16 protein-coding genes are annotated in these 19,933 nt (G+C 38.4%); 11 read left to right on the top strand and 5 right to left on the bottom strand.

What is annotated here, in order from left to right:
- Window positions 1-46: 46 nt before the first annotated feature.
- The gene (locus ACQQ2I_RS13465; protein WP_431027305.1) at window positions 47-1,510 is read right to left on the bottom strand and encodes a methyl-accepting chemotaxis protein; all 1,464 of its coding nucleotides are present in this window, start codon (window positions 1,508-1,510) and stop codon (window positions 47-49) included.
- A gap of 181 nt (window positions 1,511-1,691) precedes the next feature.
- Between ACQQ2I_RS13465 and ACQQ2I_RS13460 the strand changes: the two genes are divergently transcribed.
- From ACQQ2I_RS13460 to ACQQ2I_RS13450, 3 genes are all read left to right on the top strand, one after another.
- Complete coding sequence (locus tag ACQQ2I_RS13460) at window positions 1,692-2,105, top strand: aminopeptidase (RefSeq protein ID WP_431027304.1); 414 nt, start codon at window positions 1,692-1,694, stop codon at window positions 2,103-2,105.
- Window positions 2,106-2,473: 368 nt separating this feature from the next.
- Window positions 2,474-2,971, top strand: a complete 498-nt coding sequence (locus ACQQ2I_RS13455) for a hypothetical protein (protein WP_431027303.1) — start codon at window positions 2,474-2,476, stop codon at window positions 2,969-2,971.
- Window positions 2,972-3,298: 327 nt separating this feature from the next.
- Window positions 3,299-5,473 carry a methyl-accepting chemotaxis protein gene (locus tag ACQQ2I_RS13450; RefSeq protein ID WP_431027302.1) on the top strand — a complete coding sequence of 725 codons (2,175 nt, stop codon included), beginning with the start codon at window positions 3,299-3,301 and terminating at the stop codon, window positions 5,471-5,473.
- Window positions 5,474-5,494: 21 nt separating this feature from the next.
- On the opposite strand, the gene ACQQ2I_RS13445 is transcribed toward ACQQ2I_RS13450, so the two are convergent.
- Entirely contained in the window at window positions 5,495-6,775 is a 1,281-nt protein-coding gene (locus tag ACQQ2I_RS13445) for a replication-associated recombination protein A (RefSeq protein ID WP_431027301.1), read from the bottom strand.
- A 949-nt stretch (window positions 6,776-7,724) separates the two neighbouring features.
- Between ACQQ2I_RS13445 and cymR the strand changes: the two genes are divergently transcribed.
- From cymR to ACQQ2I_RS13415, 6 genes are all read left to right on the top strand, one after another.
- The gene (gene cymR, locus ACQQ2I_RS13440) at window positions 7,725-8,144 is read left to right on the top strand and encodes a cysteine metabolism transcriptional regulator CymR (protein WP_431027300.1); all 420 of its coding nucleotides are present in this window, start codon (window positions 7,725-7,727) and stop codon (window positions 8,142-8,144) included.
- A gap of 28 nt (window positions 8,145-8,172) precedes the next feature.
- Window positions 8,173-9,315 carry a cysteine desulfurase family protein gene (locus ACQQ2I_RS13435; RefSeq protein ID WP_431027299.1) on the top strand — a complete coding sequence of 381 codons (1,143 nt, stop codon included), beginning with the start codon at window positions 8,173-8,175 and terminating at the stop codon, window positions 9,313-9,315.
- A gap of 74 nt (window positions 9,316-9,389) precedes the next feature.
- On the top strand, window positions 9,390-10,511 hold the full coding sequence (gene mnmA / locus ACQQ2I_RS13430; RefSeq protein WP_431027298.1) for a tRNA 2-thiouridine(34) synthase MnmA: 1,122 nt from the start codon (window positions 9,390-9,392) through the stop codon (window positions 10,509-10,511).
- A 61-nt stretch (window positions 10,512-10,572) separates the two neighbouring features.
- Window positions 10,573-11,232, top strand: a complete 660-nt coding sequence (locus ACQQ2I_RS13425; RefSeq protein ID WP_431030519.1) for a tetratricopeptide repeat protein — start codon at window positions 10,573-10,575, stop codon at window positions 11,230-11,232.
- Between the two features lie 421 nt (window positions 11,233-11,653).
- On the top strand, window positions 11,654-12,274 hold the full coding sequence (locus tag ACQQ2I_RS13420; RefSeq protein WP_431027297.1) for a DUF47 domain-containing protein: 621 nt from the start codon (window positions 11,654-11,656) through the stop codon (window positions 12,272-12,274).
- Between the two features lie 19 nt (window positions 12,275-12,293).
- Window positions 12,294-13,310: an inorganic phosphate transporter gene (locus ACQQ2I_RS13415; protein ID WP_431027296.1), complete on the top strand. Its 1,017-nt coding sequence runs from the start codon at window positions 12,294-12,296 to the stop codon at window positions 13,308-13,310.
- A 78-nt stretch (window positions 13,311-13,388) separates the two neighbouring features.
- Here ACQQ2I_RS13415 and ACQQ2I_RS13410 read toward each other — a convergent pair whose 3' ends face one another.
- From ACQQ2I_RS13410 to ACQQ2I_RS13400, 3 genes are all read right to left on the bottom strand, one after another.
- Window positions 13,389-14,675, bottom strand: coding sequence for an MFS transporter (locus ACQQ2I_RS13410; protein ID WP_431027295.1), 1,287 nt, complete (start codon window positions 14,673-14,675; stop codon window positions 13,389-13,391).
- A gap of 268 nt (window positions 14,676-14,943) precedes the next feature.
- Window positions 14,944-16,191, bottom strand: coding sequence for a C4-dicarboxylate transporter DctA (dctA, locus tag ACQQ2I_RS13405; RefSeq protein ID WP_431027294.1), 1,248 nt, complete (start codon window positions 16,189-16,191; stop codon window positions 14,944-14,946).
- A 281-nt stretch (window positions 16,192-16,472) separates the two neighbouring features.
- The gene (locus ACQQ2I_RS13400; RefSeq protein WP_431027293.1) at window positions 16,473-17,528 is read right to left on the bottom strand and encodes a DctP family TRAP transporter solute-binding subunit; all 1,056 of its coding nucleotides are present in this window, start codon (window positions 17,526-17,528) and stop codon (window positions 16,473-16,475) included.
- A 71-nt stretch (window positions 17,529-17,599) separates the two neighbouring features.
- Between ACQQ2I_RS13400 and ACQQ2I_RS13395 the strand changes: the two genes are divergently transcribed.
- Together ACQQ2I_RS13395 and ACQQ2I_RS13390 are read left to right on the top strand one after the other, a co-directional pair.
- The gene (locus tag ACQQ2I_RS13395) at window positions 17,600-19,216 is read left to right on the top strand and encodes an ATP-binding protein (RefSeq protein ID WP_431027292.1); all 1,617 of its coding nucleotides are present in this window, start codon (window positions 17,600-17,602) and stop codon (window positions 19,214-19,216) included.
- Window positions 19,203-19,898, top strand: a complete 696-nt coding sequence (locus tag ACQQ2I_RS13390) for a response regulator (protein ID WP_431027291.1) — start codon at window positions 19,203-19,205, stop codon at window positions 19,896-19,898. The genes ACQQ2I_RS13395 and ACQQ2I_RS13390 overlap by 14 nt, the downstream gene beginning before the upstream one ends.
- Window positions 19,899-19,933: the final 35 nt, after the last annotated feature.

Genomic DNA, 19,933 nt, shown 5'->3' with positions numbered 1-19,933 from the left:
TGAAATAGATGTAGCGATTTGCATGAGTCAAATCGCTACTTTTTCGTTAATTTCCTGTAATACTTAAAGCATTATGGTAAGTTTCTTCGATATTTTTGGTGATGATTTGTTGTTCATCATTGACTTTTTGTAGCATCGTGCTTAGTTGATCTACAGCTTGTGAGCTTTCTTCAATAATGGCTGCAAACTCATTTGTGCTCATTTGAATTGATTTACTATTTACTTCAATTTCTGTTGTCGCTTTAGAGAATTTCTCTAAATCAAGTTGTAATTTTTTCATGGAATGAAATAACTCACTAAATGTACGATTGACTTCATCTGTGACGGTTACTTGCATAGTAATCTGATCTAACCCATTTTGCAGTTTTTCCAATGCATCTTGATTATAGCTATTTACATTATTTAAATTGTTGTCAATTTTAATGAGTGTTTGGGCTGTCATTTGTGCTAATTTCCGAATTTCTTCTGCTACAACGGCAAAGCCTTTCCCGTGTTCCCCAGCACGTGCTGCTTCAATGGAAGCATTTAGTGCAAGCAGGTTTGTTTGTTCCGTTATTTTTTTGATATCCGTAGCAAAGTGATTCGTTTCGTTAATCGTACTTGAAAGCGCAATAAAAGTGGAATGCAGTTGATTGAAAAATGCTGTAAATGCATCCATTTCATGCTTCATAGTATGCATTGCTTTTGCACCATTTGATGCATTGGTACTTGCCCCTTCTGCTTCCTCCACAATTTGCTCTAGCTGGTCTACCATTTGTTCAATTTCATTTGTTGTGGCTTGTGTATTTTGCACAATTTCTTGGACATGTTCCGTTTGACGATGAGCACCAATACTCACTTCTTGAACGGCATTCATCATATTTTGCTGTGCAATACAGGCGGTATTTGTACCTTCAGTAATGAGCTCTAGCTTCGCTGTCATCGTTTGCACAGCAGCATCAAGGTGAGTATGGAGTTCTTCTTCTTTCTGAGCTTTCTCATGTGCATCAATCATGAGTTCTTCAATATTGTGAAATAGACGTTTACTTTGTCGTACTTGAAGTGCGATGGCGAGTGTCATTAATGCTTGCGTTACAAATACATTCGCCGGGTCTACCGCAAATCCTTTTGTATCAAGCGTGAAGTTGAAAATTAAACCGATTGTGGAACCAATATAGCCTGCAGCAAGTACAGAATATTTTCCGTGTATAGTACTGATAATTAGCACGAAGAAGCTAAGTACGATTGTAGCGAGTGTTACATGATTTGTAACAATTGCTCCGTATGTTGTAACGGTCCCAGCCATACATACTACAAAAGGGAAAAGGGAGCGTATCTTTTCAACTTTCCGTTGTAAAAAGTAAATCCCTAAAGTAATGAGTGCAGGAATAAATAAAGATAAAGCAATACCAATCGGACGACCAAGGATGAGTTGAGCAATGGCACCTAAATTGGCGGCTAATCCATATACAAGCATTAATATAGTATTTTTCTCTATTAAATCTTTCCCATGTAATATTTTCGCTTCCATGATGAATTCCCCCTGTTATTTTTTCTTAATAGTTTAATGAAATAATAATTTGCTATATTTTCTCTTTTATATATTAAATTTCTTCGCTTGTCACGGAAAATTGTTCGCTAAAATTCGCATGATATAATAGGATATTATCATCAGGAAAATAATTTTATTGAACGAGTGGGGTAGGTAAAAAGTGCAATTGAGCGAGATGGAATATAAAGGGTTAAATTTACTAGATGAAGTTTGTTCGGTTGAAATTGCGCTAGATGAGGTTTTAGACGTTGTACATATATATGACACGAACTATGTAGTAGAACCGACCTATAATTTAAAACAGAAAAATTACGAGCTAAGTGAAGGCTTCTTTCAGCTTGCAGAAGTATTGAAGCAAAAGTATTTTTTTGTAGAAAAAAGAAAATCTAATATGAATGAATGGATTAGTAGTTTGACGTGGCAATTTTACAGCTCAAACAAATCGGTCAAATGCTTTAGCGGGCAGGACATTACGGTAGTAAGAATAGCTGATTTGGTAGACAAAAGTGAGCAGTCATTAATCGAGGCGAAGCTATATCCAAAGTATGTTTATAGGCTAGCAGAGCATGTCTAAATATTCCTAAGACAAACGTTCTGAATATAAGGATAACTGTCATCCTTTCATTTATCCCGCATTAACGGGCAGTAATTTACCTATACAGAAAGCGAAGCAGCAGGTACAATATATCCATCTTAAGGGTTAAGAAAATCGAGAAGCGTAGGTGGCGGAGTAACTGCCCGTAAAAGCCCGATTGGTGAAGACTAACAATCAGTGGGGATGAAAAGCCCCCACTGATTGAAGTTTCACTTTATACAAAATTTCACACAAATATCGCATTTTTTCTGTTAATTATAATTTTTGAATTATCTTGAATTTTTTTTTGATATAGTTAATTGTGTGTACGAAACGTATACTTAGGGGGATTTGAAGGGGGAAAGAGAATGGTGATGAGTATTCAAGTAACAAATAAGATTTTAAACTTAGCGGATTTACAGGAAAAGCTAGATCGTACAGTTTTTGATTATGTAGATACGACGCAAAATTGGGGAAAAGCAAAGGAAAACCTGTACACGCTCTATTCACAAGTAAGGGAGTATTTTGAAGTACATGTAGATAGCAATGATGGTGCTATACCAAACAGTAGCCCGTACTGGGTGTTGTTTATGGATATATCAGCCCGTTTAGTATACTTTAACAGCCTCGCTAAACAACATATTGTATCAGATTTAGATGAAGCAACTCGAAGCGATATTACAAGAGCTTATGAAGTAGCCGCAAAGATTTTACCGAATAAGCAATTTGAAGAAAACGAAGAGCTGTTTGAAGAAATTAACAAAAGCTTGCAGCAAATTTCTAATGGTAACCACGCAGTCGAAAAGGTTTCGTATCCATTAACAGAATGCTTACAAAACTTTTATGATTATATAAAAACGCTATAATAATATATTTTAAACTGTCCTCATTGAATGGACAGTTTTTATTTTAGAAAAATATAGTTTGCTTATTTAGATCTTTGATTGTTAATGGAAAAAGCAATACTTAAAGCGTTTATTATTAAGAGAATTTATGTCCCATATAGATGTTAAGAAGAAAAAAAATTTTATTTTTATTTGAGTGAATTATGACAAGTGAAAATGGCCTGAATCCCTTATCCTAAGTACATTACATCACGATGTTTAACATTGAAAACGTTGTATATGTTGCCTACAATTTACATTATACATGTGTGAAAAGTTGTATTGAATTAGGTAGGAGGGGGAGTTTCTATGGGCCTATTTGGATGGTTAGATTTTAAAGAAGGCTTACCACTTTGGTGGTCATATACATTAAATAAACAGACAAAAGCGACAAAAGAGGAGATTTTTGAAAGTATCGCAGAAACGCGTGTTCGCTTATTGGATTCTTGGACAATGGATCGATGGGTATCGCTTGATTCACGCGCGGAAGAAATTACTCGCTATGATGAATACCCGGAACAACTAGCTTCTTTTTTAATACAGTCTAAAAATCGAAGTTCGTATTTTACGGAGCTTTTTTTAATTAATCGCGATAGTGAAGTGGTTGCTTCGAGCTATCCTGAGCATATTGGCAAATGCTACAATACGGCTGCTACGCCTGTTTACCATAAAGCGATTCAAACGGTATGGCAAACTGGAAAACCGCTTTTATATGGTCCGTTTATCGATGCACTAACATTGCATATCGGTCCTCGCAGTTCAAAATTTCACGATGAAGTGACACTCCTATTTCTACAACCAATCTTTAAACATCAACAACTAGCTTATATACTGGCAGCCCGTGTGCCAAATGATGTCATATCAGATTTAATTCAGCGTGAGGCAGGTCATATTTATCCAGACTCGGGTGATAATTATCTCTTTATGACAAAATCAAATTTAGATCCTGCCATTCAAGAAGGAATTGCTCTTTCTCGCAGTCGTTTTGAAGATGAAACATTTACACTTGGGGAAAATTTAAAAGCGGGTGTCCATACAAAAGAATGGGGAGTCGTCAAAATAAAGCGTCATACAGAATTTGAAATTCGCTTCACAGACCCCGCAACCAAACAATTACATCCGGGTGTAGCGAATACGATTAAAAATGGCGCCAATTTATTTGTCGCGTTTCCAGGCTATTCAGATTACCGTCATATTCCGGTCATCGGTAAAGGGGTTACATTTCAATTGCCACATAGTCCTGATGTATGGGGGATGATGTGCGAGGCAGATTTAGAGGAAGTATACCGCACACGTTCCATCGGTCTTCGATTAGGTACTAGCTTTACTGTATTCATGATGATAAATATTTTACTATTTCAATTGTTAACGGCATTTCAATTTATTCCGCCACTAGCTGTGCTAGGGATTAATTTACTATACGGATTAGGTAGCACATATTACTTTATGAATCATCAGATTAAACCCATTACTGAACGCATTAATCGTGTAACACATATGATTCAAAAAATTGCAGAAGGTGAAGGCGATTTAACAATTCGCATGGATAACAATATGCTATCCAATGATGAAACAGGTGAGATGGGGCGTTGGGTGAATAATTTTGTTGATACGCAAGCAAGTTTAATGGCAAAAGTGCAAATCTCATCTAGTGATGTGCAGCGAACGAATCAGCAACTGCGGGAACGTACGTCAAATGTTGAATCGCACGCTATGCATGTGATGAATCAAATGGATGAAATGCTCAGTGCCATTGAAAGACAATTACAAGATGTACGAGAAGCTATGACAACCATTGATCAAATTTCGGTGACGATGGATGAAATGGAGGCGGCCTCCGTTGAACAATTAACCGAAGCACAACAACAAGTAGACGGCATTAACAATAAAATGAATGACATCGTACAAAAAGTAAAAAATACGATTGCTTTAACATCTACATTTACAGATTCATCTGCCAGCATTAGTAAAGTAGTTATTTCGATTAATGCGATTGCAGAACAAACAAATTTACTTGCACTAAATGCATCGATTGAAGCAGCACGGGCAGGGGAACACGGCAAAGGGTTTGCGGTTGTAGCAGATGAAATTCGAAAGCTAGCAAATCAAACGAAAACAGCAACAGAAGAAATCGACGAAACATTAAAATTGATTGAAAATAGTTCGACACTCATTGAACAAGCCATTCGAACAAACAGTGATGAGGTAGAGCAGGGAGCGCAATATATTCAAGTGGTCAAAGAGGTATTATATGCGATGACAGCAGGGACGAATGGACGGGCAAATGGCACAGATGAAATGCGGGATATTATGCAAAACATTGCCGCAAGCAGTGAGCAAAATGTGCGTGTAGTAGGGGCTGTGGAGGATGCAATGAAAACAATGAGTGATTTAACACAGCAAGCACGTTACGATACAGAACGAAGCTCGCTTGTGATTGGGACACTTGCACAGGCCGTTTCGAAATTCCATATTAAAAAATGAGGAGCTCAATTGCTGAGCTTCTCATTTTTTAAATGATTTTAACTTTTCATAAATGGCCGCCATACGTTTTTCCTCCCCAGCGATAACAGGTTGATAAAACTCCGTATCCACTAAATGATCAGGTAAATATTGTTGATTGGTCCAACCGCCAAATGTACCGATTGGTGTATCGTGTGGATACTTGTAGCCTGTATGACCAAGTAAGGAGGCGCCAGTATAATGGGCATCCTTTAAATGATTCGGGATATCTCCTACTTTACCTTCGTGTACGGACTGAATAGCGGCATCGAGCGCTTTATAAGCGGAGTTGGATTTATCGCTTAAGCACATCTCGACAACGGCTGTTGCAAGTGGAATGCGTGCTTCTGGCATCCCAAGGCGCTGTGCGGCATCCGTTGCTGCTGTAACATGTGCGCCGACAGCAGGGTTAGCAAGACCAATATCCTCATATGCCATCACGAGTAATCTTCTACAAACCGCGACTAAATCACCGGATTCGAGTAAGTGGGCTAAATAATAAAGGGCCGCATTGACATCACTACCACGAACCGACTTTTGCAGTGCAGAGAGTAAATTGTAAAAGTGTGAGCCGCCCTTATCTCCGTATACGCCAATTCGTTTAGCAAGTGCCTCAATAGCCGTGTCACTAAGTGTTGTAACACCGTCTTTTTCTTCAGAAGCGTAGTACACAGATTCAAGTAGTGTCAGTGCTTTTCGGGCATCGCCATTTGAGGCTTGAGCGATCTGTGTGATTTGCTCTTCTGTTGCCACAATATTATATTGACCGAGTCCGCGTTCCTTATGAGCGAGTGCATTATGTAGCAGTTCCGTTACATCTTTAGTCGTTAGGCGAGTAAGTTGTACGATTTCCCCGCAGCGTGAACGGATGGCCGGATTGACATCGTGAAAAGGGTTTTCAGTTGTTGCACCAAGTAGCACAATCGAACCATTTTCAACATGAGGTAATAGTGTATCTTGCTGTAATTTATTAAAGCGATGGATTTCGTCTAAAAATAGCAGTACCTTCCCAGCCATACGTGCTTCCATAACAATTTGTTCGATATCTTTTTTTCCTGCATGTGTGGCGTTGAGAGCAAAAAAAGGTAATGCACTTGTGCCAGCAATCGCATTGGCAATCGATGTTTTTCCAATGCCAGGGGGACCGTACAAGAGCATCGATGGTACATGCCCTTTTTGGATCATTGTATAAAGCGGTGTACTAGGACCGATAATATGTTTTTGACCAACAATTTCATCTAAGGTTTGTGGTCGCATTTTGTAAGCAAGAGGCTCATTATGCATAAAATCACTCCGTTTCTTTCATGATTTATAACAAGAACTCGTAATGAGTAAAAATACATCCTAAAAATACCACTTAAATAGTAAAAGATATGCAACATAGCCTCCGCGCTTTGCCACAGCCTACACAGGAGCTAAAACAGGCGTGGCCTGTTTTAGCTCCTATTCCTGCTCCTGACGCTTACGCTTTCGTCGCAAAGAAAATCTTGGCTCCTGTGGCTATGGCGCGCTACGGCAAAGTTGAGTGCTTCTTAATATTCTAAACAAGTAGTTACCTTCGCTAAAAGAAATCAATTTTTTTCCGTTTACATGTATCGTTGCCTATTCTCTATTGTCATCAATAAGAATCGTTCGTTATTTTGAGTAACCAATTATTTTATGAAACAATAGTTGCTTGTAGCAGAGGCACGAGAGTGTAGCTGACGGCATGCGCCTTTCGCTACAGAGCAGTGTTTTTCTGCACCGGAAGTGAAACGGCAGGTGCAAAGCTTCCTACGGGAAAAGCGAGACAATCAAGACCCCGCAGGAAATTTATTTGCGACGAAAGCGTAGCGACAGGAGCACCGAAGGATGAGCGACGAGGAGGCTTGATGCTCGCCCGTGGAAAGCAAGTGCTGGAGCGGAAAGTAACGGTTATTCGAACGGTAATATATGTTTTAGGATTTGCTCATTATAACAAGAATTTAATTTCTTAAAATAATAACTATATCACTATTTTCATTCAGTTTAGCATGCAACCATTTATCCGTTCACATCTTTACTTGTCGTTGAAAAGCTTTACTTTGCGACTGAAACAAAATTTTAGAATAACATATGCTTTTTTGCCTGTTTTTCCGTGGCCACTGTTTGCAGGTACACTTGGTATATGCATATAATAGAGTATTTTTACTAGGATTAGAAGGATATGTGTTATACTTAACTATAGATGAACTAGAACAATAGAGGTGTTAACATGAAAATTTCGACGAAGGGTCGTTACGGGTTAACGATTATGATTGAATTAGCAAAACATTACGGAGAAGGACCGATTCCATTACGTCAAATCGCAGCAGAAAAAGAATTATCAGAAGCGTATTTAGAGCAATTAGTATCGCCGCTTCGTAATGCGGGACTTGTGAAAAGTGTGCGTGGTGCATACGGTGGTTATATGTTAGCGAATGCACCTACGGAAATTACGGCAGCAGATGTCGTTCGTGTATTAGAAGGGCCGATTCAGCCAGTTGAAGGCATTGAAAATGAGGAAGCACCACAGCGCGAGTTATGGTTACGCATTCGTGATGCAGTAAAAAATGTATTAGATACAACAACACTAGAAGATTTAGCGGAGTATACGGACAATACAATCCACGAAGGCTATATGTTCTATATTTAAGGTCAGCATTAAAGGAGTTTATAAACAAATGAATACAATCTATCTGGATCATGCGGCAACAACACCAATGGCCAAAGACGTCATTGCTCGTATGACAGAAGCGATGGCGCATGTTTATGGCAATGCATCAAGCATCCATGCGGTAGGTCGTGAAGCGCGTAAGTATTTAGATGAAGCAAGAGCTGTGCTCGCACAATCCATTCATGCAAAGGCAAATGACATTATTTTTACGAGTGGTGGAACAGAAGCAGATAATATGGCAATCTTTGGTGCGGCAGTTGCCCGCCAAAAAGAGGGTAAACATATTATTACAACACAAATCGAACACCATGCCGTTCTCCATGCTTGTCAAAAGCTTGAAAAAGAAGGTTTTGATGTTACATATTTGCCAGTGGATCAATCGGGTTGTGTACGTGTAGAAGATGTGGCGTCTGCGCTTCGAGAAGATACGATTTTAGTGACAATCATGTACGGGAATAATGAGGTAGGGACGATTCAACCGATTCAAGCAATTGGCGAATTGTTAAAAAATCATCAAGCGACATTTCATACAGATGCGGTACAAGCTTACGGCATTGAACATTTAGATGTAGAAGCACTTGGTGTAGATTTATTAAGTGTTTCAGCACATAAAATTAATGGACCAAAAGGAATTGGCTTCTTATATGTAAAACAGGGTGTGAAATTAGCCAATTTATTATTTGGTGGCTCACAGGAGAAAAAGCGCCGTGCGGGTACAGAAAATATCCCTGCAGCACTTGGCTTTGCGACGGCTATACAGGTTCAAGTAGCAGAGCGTGAAGTAAATCGTGCAAAATATCAAGGCTTTAAACAGCTTCTAATCAAACAATTTGACGAAGCAAAAATTTTGTATAAAGTAAATGGTGTACTAGATGATGCATTACCACATGTACTGAATGTTTCATTTGCGGGAACAGACGTGGAATCATTTTTGATTAATCTTGATATGGCAGGCGTGCTTGTATCGAGCGGCTCTGCATGTACGGCTGGTTCTATTGATCCGTCCCATGTATTAGTGGCGATGTTCGGTGAAGGGGCAGAGGCATTACGTAACTCTATTCGCTTTAGCTTCGGACAAGGATTAACAGACGAAGACGTCATAGAAGCGGGCAAACGAACAGCGAGCATTGTGAAGCGGCTTGTGAAATAATGAACCGTCTCTAGTAACAAAATAAAGACTGCGCGCCTTTTACGCGATTTTGTCTAAGAAAAGGTGAAGAAACAATGGTAGAAACAAGAGATCCGTCTCAAATTCGTGTCGTAGTAGGCATGTCGGGCGGTGTAGATTCATCTGTAGCAGCGTATTTGTTAAAACAGCAAGGCTATGATGTAATCGGTATTTTTATGAAAAACTGGGATGATACGGACGAAAACGGTGTTTGTACAGCAACGGAAGATTATGAAGATGTGATTGCTGTATGTAACCAAATCGGTATTCCGTATTATGCTGTTAACTTTGAAAAGCAATATTGGGATAAAGTATTTACGTACTTCCTAGAAGAATATAAAGCAGGTCGTACACCAAACCCAGACGTTATGTGTAATAAGGAAATTAAATTTAAAGCATTCCTTGAGCATGCGATGAACCTTGGGGCAGATTATTTGGCAACAGGTCACTATGCACGTGTGGATGAGCGTGATGGTGAAGTGGTCATGTTGCGCGGTGTCGATAACAATAAAGATCAAACGTATTTCTTAAACCAGCTATCGCAAACCCAGCTGTCTAAAGTGATGTTCCCAATCGGGCATTTACCGAAACCGGAAGTGCGTAAAATTGCGGAAGAAGCCGGCCTTGCTACAGCAAAGAAAAAAGACTCTACGGGCATTTGTTTTATTGGGGAGCGAAACTTTAAAGAGTTCCTCAGTCAGTACTTACCAGCACAGCCAGGCAAAATGGAAACATTTGATGGGGAAGTAAAAGGAACACATGATGGCTTAATGTACTACACATTAGGACAGCGCCACGGCTTAGGTATCGGTGGTGACGGAGAGCCTTGGTTCGTTTTAGGGAAAGATTTAGAACGGAATGTCTTATATGTAGGACAAGGCTTCCATCATGATAAACTTTATTCTGAGGCGTTAACAGCAGTGAAGATGAGTTTTACATCAGATGAGCCAAAACCTGCGAAATTTAGCTGCACAGCAAAATTCCGCTATCGTCAAACCGATTCACCAGTTGAGGTGGAAATGCGTGAGGACGGGACAGCGCTGATTACGTTTGCAGAGTCGCAACGTGCCATTACGCCAGGCCAAGCAGTTGTCTTATATGACGGCGATGTATGTCTAGGCGGCGGTACAATTCATGAAGTAATCAAAAATAATGAAAAGCTTACGTATGTAGGGTAAATAGGAAAAAGACAAAGTCAAATTTGGCTTTGTCTTTCGTTATGAGGTGAACTAGATGTTAATGGACTATAATGAAATAGGGATTAAAGCATTTCAAGAAAAGCGTTATGAAGATGCAGCGCAAGCATTTAACGATGCAATTGAGCAAAATCCAAATGAGGCAGTAGGATATATCAATTTCGGCAATTTACTGGCGACAATGAATGATGTAGAGCGTGCGGAGCGCTTTTTCCAAAAAGCGATCACGGTAGATGAGCAAGCGGCGACCGCTTATTATGGATTAGCGAATTTATATTACAACGTAGAACGCTTTGTGGAGGCAGCGAAGCTTTATCAAAAATCAATTGAGCACGGGATTGAAGGGGCGGATGCTTACTTTATGCTGGCGAAAAGCTTTGAGCGCGAAGGAAATCAGAAGTTAGCCTTACCATATATGCAACGCGCAGCGGAACTGGCACCAGATGATGTAGAAATTCGTTTAGGTTATGGCATTTTACTTTGTACACTTGAAATATTTGAACAAGCAAAATCAGAGCTTGAATTTGTGATTGCGCAAGATATAAATAATGTGGATGCACACTACAATTTAGGCGTCCTTTATGCGGTATCGACGGATCAAATCGAGGATGCAAAGTATCATTTAAAGCAGGCGTATACACTAGCGCCAGAATTTGATCAAGCACGTTACATTTACGACATGCTTTGTCAACGTCAAAACTAGATTGTATGTGTTGTGGCATGGTAGTGATTTTATACTAGAGCATGCTAAGCAGTAGGAGAGGTTTGGAAAGCATTAGCTTTTCAGACATCTCCTTTTTTAAGCTTACTTTTACAATTCTGTAATAATTGATTGAGGGAGTATTGTAAAGATGGTTGCTAAAATCATACTTTAATCCCAAGGGAATGGTTTTTAGATTTAACAAATAATTGATATATAGGGGATTTTGAGGGATGTATATGAGGTTTATATCAAGTGCAAAATAAAATATCGGTCTTTTCATTTAGGTAAATATGCCTTTTTATATTACAAAATTGTAAAGATTGCACTCGAATTGTTGAAAACAATACAAATTTCTAAAAGAATTTGTTACAATTTTTGAGGTTTAAATATAGCAAACATTATTTTTTCGGAGGCACAGTCCATGTTTAGTTCAAAAAGACAAGATCCATTTTTTACAGCGCTTCATAAAATTGCGTTAAATGTACAAGAGGGCGTTCACTACGCAGACAACTATCGAATCGATACGGTAGCAGATTTAAAAGAAATCTCAGTAAAAATGAAGGAATATGAAACAGCTGGAGATAAATTAATTCATGAGTTAATCGTCATGCTAAACAAATCGTTTATGACACCGATTGAGCGTGAAGATATTTTAGCTTTAGCCATTCGCATGGACGATATTTTAGATGAAACAGAAGGTGCCGTTGCACGTTTCGATATGTATTCATTCACAGAAATCGATCAATCAATGCGTGATTTCTTAGGCTATATTACAAAAGCAACGGACGAAATTGTAAAGGCAATGGAGCTGTTAACAAAAAGAGAATTATTAGGTATGCGTGAGCATGCAATTTTAGTGAAGGATTATGAGCGTCAATGTGATGAGATCCAACGTTCATCGATCAAGCAATTATTCTTAAATGAAAAAGACCCTATTCGTTTAATCAAATTTAAAGATTTATATGAGCGATTTGAAGAGATTGCAGATCACTGTCAAAACGTAGCAAATACGATTGAAACAATTATTATGCGTAACGCGTAATTAGCAGGAGACTTACGATATGAATACAATATTACTCATTACGATATTAGTTGTCATCTTTGCTTTAGCGTTTGACTTTATTAATGGTTTCCATGATACAGCAAATGCAATTGCAACTTCAGTTTCGACACGTGCACTAAAGCCGCGTGTGGCGATTATGATGGCAGCAACAATGAACTTTATCGGGGCATTAACGTTCGTCGGAGTAGCAAAGGCGATTGCCAGCGACATTGTGGATCCATTTTCATTAAATGCATTTGAAGGCGATGTGACGGGCTCTGTCGTGATTTTAGCGGCGCTATGTTCAGCGATTACGTGGAATTTACTTACTTGGTACTACGGGATCCCATCAAGTTCTTCCCATACATTAATTGGTTCAATTGCCGGTGCAGCGATTGGTGCTGCAGGCTTTGGGATTTTAAATTATGAAGGATTCTTGAAAATTTTGCAGGCGTTAATTATGTCGCCATTCATCGCTTTAGCTGTTGGTTTTTGTATGATGACTTTATTTAAAGTATTATTTAAAAACATGCCTTTATACAAAACAAATAAAGGCTTCCGTACGATGCAAATTGGTACAGCAGCGCTTCAATCTTTTACGCACGGTACAAACGATGCACAAAAAGCAATGGGGATTATTACGATGGCGTTAATCGCTGGCGGTATGCAATCCGGTGATGAAGTACAAAACTGGGTACGTGTAGCCTGTGCTTTAGCAATGGGACTTGGTACATCAGTCGGTGGTTACAAAATTATTAAAACAGTTGGCGGTAAAATTATGAAAATTCGCCCGATAAACGGAGCAGCTGCGGATCTTTCATCTGCGACGGTTATTTTTGGTGCGACATTAATTTCATTACCTGTATCGACAACACATGTTATTTCTTCAGCTATTATGGGTGTTGGTGCAGCGCAACGCGTAAAAGGTGTACGTTGGGGTGTTGCACGTAAAATGGTGTTCACGTGGATTATTACCATTCCGATTTCTGCTGTGATGGCGGCCATTTTCTACACTATTTTAAATTTGATCTTTTAATTGATCGGCTATTCTGTAAAGAACAATTACAGAATAGCCTTTTTCATTTTGTGAGTTAGAATGAATGCACTTTCTTTTTTATGTCGTTTGTACAGCAGGTTCTTCTTCTACAGATGGTGGTTGATTTCCCGTAAGCGAAGACCCTTTTTTCAATGAAATCGTTAATGCCATTACGCCATACATGACCCCACAGCCGAGTAACATCCAAATAGCTCCTGTGTAAGAACCATTCATTGAATCAACTAAATAACCAATTAAAATGGGCGCAAAGAATCCTGCAATTTGTCCACCAGATTGTACAATACCAACCGCTGAGCCGCTTATTTGCTGAGAAAACACTTTAATTGGCAATGTTGTTACAAGGACAATAGCAGTACCTGTAAAAATTGGTAAAACGGATTGATAAAATACAAACATACCGGCGCTTGAAGCGTTAAACATGAAATAGACGATGATTGTTAAGCCTACTCCACAAAGAACACCCAGTAATTTTTCTTTACCGGCAAATACTTTATCCACTAAATACCCTGCAAAAATAATAAAAGCGATACTTGTTACAGCAGGGATCATTTGTAAAAGACCGAGTGAAGTTAAGTCTAACCCGTGTACAGATACTAAATATGTCGGAACCCAAGAGGCAGTACCCCAGTTAATGGCATATACAGCAAAGGATGCGATAAATAGACTCCACAATAGCGGTATTTTTAAGATTTGATGGTAAGGAATTTTTTCTTGTGCTTTCTGATCTGCTGCCCCATGAACCGTTATGGGCTGCTCCGGATTATCGACATAAACAAATTTTGGTTTTAATAGGAAGTAGAATAAAGCCCCTACTGCTACCCCGATTACACCGAACGCATAAAACAGTGTACGCCAGCCTAAAGTTTGTAATGCCGTTGTCGCAATAATTGGTGTAATGACCCCAGCGACAGCTGCGGCCGTTAATAAAAGTGACATCGCGCGTGAACGGTTTTCCATTGGGTACGACATTGATAACATCTTTGCACTGGCTGGAATAAAGGCCCCTTCGCCAAGACCGAAAATAAAACGGATGACTAATAAGGAAACGAGTGACCAAGCAAGACCGCTTAATCCTGTGAAAATAGACCATGCAACAATACAGCAAATTAATGTAATACGAGCCCCGAACTTATCTGCTAAAAAACCCCCAGGCATTTGCATTAAAGCATAACCTAAAAAGAAAGCACTTAAGACAAACCCTGTTTGTGTAGCCGTTAAAGCTAAATCTTGTGAAATAGGTAAAATCGCATAATTAATAAAGAACCGATCCATACTAGCCAAAATATACCCCACAAAAAGTAAAAATAAGATTTGCTTCCGATTCGTTGCAATTGTTTCTTTCATGCATTCATCTCCTTTTTTATTAATCACCTTATATTTATCATTATTCTGAAAATTCTTTCTATTTCAATGTAGGTTTTTACAAAAGTCAGCTTTGAAAAATGTATGTTTTTACATCGAGTGTGGATATATATTTTACGGGTATAGTGAATAGAAGTGAGAGTATGAGAAAAATTGTAGGACTAGTAAGAAAAGGTATAGTGATAAGAGTAGGAAATACTATTTAACGATTATAAAAACGCTATGCCCATTGTTGGACATAGCGCTCTTTTTATTTTGTAGCAATGGCAGCTGCCGCCTCTGTACTTTCGAATTCTTTCTCTGATTTAGAAACAACAACACAAGCGACACCGTTACCAATTAAGTTCGTTACAGCACGTGCTTCCGACATGAAGCGGTCAACACCGATTAATAAAGCAATCCCTTCAACAGGTACCATTGGGAATGCTGCTAGTGTGGCTGCTAATGTGATGAAACCAGAACCTGTTACACCAGCCGCCCCTTTAGAAGTAATCATTAATACGCCTAAAAGCGTTGCGATTTGAATCCAAGTCAATTCAATACCATAGGCTTGTGCAATGAATAATGCGGCCATCGATAAATAAATAGATGTGCCGTCAAGGTTAAACGAATAACCTGTTGGTACGACTAAACCAACTACTTGCTTTGAACAGCCTAGTCCTTCTAATTTACGCATCATAGATGGTAGAGCTGATTCAGAAGAAGATGTACCGATTACTAGGAAAATTTCATCTTTAATATAACCAATGAATTTAAAAATATTAAAACCGAAGTAACGAGCAATCGTACCTAATACAAATACGATAAATAAGAACATCGTAATATATACAGCCGCCATCAGAAGGCCTAAAGATTTTAATGAACCTAATCCGAAATTACCGATTGTATAAGCCATCGCACCGAATGCCCCGATTGGTGAAACTTTCATCACAATACCAACAATTTTGAAGAAAATTTCAGACACTTGTTCGAAGAATGTAATAACAGGTCGAGATTTTTCACCAAGTGATGCCGCGGCAACACCAAATAAAATGGCTGCAAATAATGTTGGTAATAATTGTCCGTCTGCTAGTGCTCCGATGACGTTTTCAGGAATGATATTATAAATAAACGTCATTAAGCCGTGATCTGATTCTTCTGCAGCTGTTGTATATTTAGAAATGTCTGCATCGGCTGCTTTTGATGTATCGATTCCTGCACCTGCATTAACGATGACAGCAACGGCAATACCGATGGCAAGGGCGATTGTGGAGACGATTTCGAAGTAAAGTAATGCTTTCCCTCCGATTTTCCCGACTTTTTTCATATCCCCCATACCGCCAATACCAATCACAACCGTTAAGAAGATAATTGGAGCGATTAACATCTTAATAAGCTTGATGAACATATCCGCTAAGATTTTTAAGCTTGCGCCAAATTCAGGCCAAATTGTTCCGACAATAATCCCGAGAATAATTGCAATGATTACTTGAACTGTTAAATTTTTAAGCCATTTCATTGATGATAAATCTCCTTTTCTATTTGTTTTTAAATTTTCTGTTTTGTTATCGCTTTCATGGGTATATCATAGCGTAAAGTTTTCAGAAAAGAAGATTTAGTATTTAAGAATCTTATCGTTTATTTTGTTCATTTCATGGCGTATTTTCAATAAATGTTGATAAATCAATATTCCTTCTGTTATGTAACGCTTTAAAAGCTTTGATTTTTGTTATAATACAATCGAAAAAAGAAACAAAAAACTACACTTTCCGACAAAAAGTGTAGTTTTGTTCATTTTGTTTAATTGCTTAATTTCACTTGTTCTATTAATAATTGATAATAAGAATCGTTTATTTCATGTTTGTAAGTGTCATAAATTTGTGTCAGTGCGCCTTTCCATATATGTTTTTCGGCTGCCGTTAAGGAATGAATGGCAACACCTTCTGTTTGTGCTAGTTCTTGAAGACTGGCTTCGTTCATTTTCGTACTTGTTTCAAACTGCCAATCACTCATTTCTTCTAACGCATCTGTAATATGTTGCTGAATGTCTGGATCTAAACTGTTCCAAAATGTTTCATTCATCATGATTGCATAGCCCATGATGCCGTGATTGGATAGTGTGATATGCTTTTCATACTGATGAAAGCCTTTTGAATACAGGTTTGATAGCGTGTTTTCTTGCGCTTGGATGGACTTGTTTTCGATTTCGTAAAACACATCACCAAATGTTGTTGTAATCGGTGTTGCACCAAGAAGGCTAAACTGGCGATGAATCATATCGCTATCCATGACGCGGATGCGCAAGTTTTGAAAATCACTAAGCTGAATAATAGGAGAGTCATTTGCTGCAATTTGCTTAAATCCATTACTCCAAAAATGAAGCCCTTTAATATTTAATGTGTCAAGTTGATCAAGCAGCTGGTCTTTTAGAGGGCCTGTTAATACTTGTTGTAATTGTTCATCTGTTTCAATAATGAATGGTAAATCGAGTACTTGCCACGACGGTAAATAAGTGGTCATCTTTGAGAACGTTGGTGCAATCATTTGAATGTCATTATTTTGGAGTGCCTCGAGTTCATTTTCATCATTATATAGAATACCATTTGGATACACTTGCACGATGACGCGCCCATTTGTTTTTTCTTTGACAAGCTCGGCGAATTTTGTGGCAGCGAGCCCTTTTGGTGTGTTTTCAGCGACAACATGGCTAAAATGAATAATAATTTGCTCCTTTAACCCATTTTGCTCATCATCAAAAGGGAGTGTAGCGATATTCATCACATTTTGCCTGTAGCCTATAAAAGAGATCAGTATTACGACGGTTAAAATGACACCCGTAAAAAAATATTTCATCATGCATCACCATATTAATCAAGACTTTGTAACAGTATACCTTGCATCATTATAACAAAAAAGGGGAGAAATCGATGCGAAAGCTCACAATGAACGCTAAAATTTTATTAATGACTTTCTTTATTATAATCGTTTCCTTCTTTATGGCAGGTATCTTTGTGCTAAACAATCTATTAAGTGAACAAGAGGAAGACTATAGTCAACGTGCGATGTTGATTGCACGGACAGTGTCGAATATGCCTGAATTGACGAATCAGCTCGTCAATGAAAACAAAGAACAGGCAATGAAAACCGTTAATCACATTGTTGAAGAAATTCGTGTTATTAATAAAGCGGAATATATTGTTGTCATGGATATGAATAGAATGAAATATTCCCATCCAGCACCAAATGAAATTGGTCAACGAAGCGAGTCAGAAGATTTAAATGCTGCATTTAATGAACACTATTATATATCAAAAGCAAGAGGCGAACTCGGTACTATGATTCGTGCATTCGTCCCGATACTAAATGAAGAAAAAAGACAAGTGGGTGTTGTGGTCGTAGGGTATCAAATGCCGACACTACTCAAAATTTTTCAAGATTACTTTTTAGAGATCATCATTACGGTGTTATTATCGATTATTTTTAGTATGTGGGGCGCTCATTTACTAGGTCGTCATATTAAAAAGCAAATGTTTGGATTGGAGCCAGAAGAAATTTCACAAATGTATGTAGAAAGACAGGAAACGTTCAACGCGATGCATGACGGCATTATTGCAGTCGATAATGAGATGAATATTACGATTTTTAATGAAAAAGCGAGTGAAATTTTAGGGGTGGATGGTCATTCAAGCCATTATATAGGTAGAAAAATTTATGAGGTACTCCCTGATACACGTCTGCCTGAAATCGTGGAAAGTGGCAAGCCTATTTACAACCAAGAACTTTATATTAATAAACATAGTATTTTAAGTACGCGTATTCCAATTCAAGTAGATGAAAAAAATGTAGGAGCAGTGGCCATTTTTAAAGACTTAACAGAAGTGAAGCAGCTAGCAGAGGAATTGACTGGCGTAAAAGCATTTGTACAGGCACTTCGTGTGCAAACACATGAGCATAAAAATAAACTTCATACGATTACAGGCCTATTGCAATTAGGGCATATAAAACAGGCGATGGATTATTTAATCGAAGTAAAAGAAAATGAGGAATCATTAACCAAATTTTTAAATGAACGTTTTCATAATGAAAATATTTCGGGCTTATTACTCAGTAAAATAGGGCGGGGAAAAGAGCTTGGTATTACGGTAGAAATTGATGAAGAAAGTTATTTTAAGCGCTTCCCACCGCATTTAGATTACCATGATTTTGTTGTGTTATTTGGGAACTTAATCGAAAATGCTTTTGATGCGCTAGAAGGTGTATATCGTGAAGAAAAGCATATTGGCATTTCAGTGGACGAGCATGATCACACGCTGGCGATATTAGTAAGTGATAACGGCATGGGGATGAGTGAGGAAGTACAAAAGCAAATATTTGAAAATGGTTTTTCCACCAAAGCAAAGGAAAACCGTGGAATTGGCTTGTATTTAATCCATGAGATTGTGATAAAAGGGAACGGTACAATTGAAGTAACGAGCGAAGAAGGAAAAGGAACAAGCTTCTTACTATTATTTGATTTAGGGGATGATGCAGTTGGGGATGATTAAAGTATTGCTTGTAGAGGACGATCCAATGGTGCGAGAGGTAAACCGCCAATTTATCGAACGTGTAGAGGGGTTTAACATCATCGCGATGGCAGCGAATGGGGTAGAAGGGTTTGAAAAAATTAAACAACTACAGCCTGATTTAGTATTGATGGATATTTTTATGCCTGAACAAAATGGTGTAGATACATTGCGGAAAATTCGAAAGGAAAATATCCCGGTCGATGTGATTTCTGTGACGGCAGCAAATGATATGCCAACGATCCAAAATATTTTGCATCTAGGTGTATACGATTATATTATGAAGCCTTTTACATTTGAGCGAATGGAGCAAACGTTACAAAATTACCGCCAATTTAAACAAAAAGTAGAAAATACACAAGGTATGACACAGCAAGAGCTCGATGCACTGATGAGAAAAGGCAATGTGGCAGAACGAGTAGAAGAGTCGCAACATACACTAACTGAGCTACCTAAAGGGTTTAACCGAGCTACATTAGATAAAGTGTTGAATTATGTAAAAGAATGCGATGCAGGTGCCTCCGCAGATGAGGTCGCTGCTGCGATTGGCGTAGCGCGTGTAACAGCTAGACGTTATTTAGATTTTATGGAAAAGCGTAACTTAATTAAAGTCGATATTCAATATGGTAGTGTCGGTCGTCCAATTAATCAATATTTTGTTTAAACAAAACGAGCAGAATCATAAAGACGCTGCTCGTT

Origin of the sequence: Lysinibacillus sp. LZ02, from assembly GCF_050613145.1 — a bacterium.
Classification (GTDB): Bacteria; Bacillota; Bacilli; order Bacillales_A; family Planococcaceae; genus Lysinibacillus_B.
Note: the sequence above shows the minus strand (reverse complement) of the source record. Positions and strands in the feature narration are given on the sequence as shown.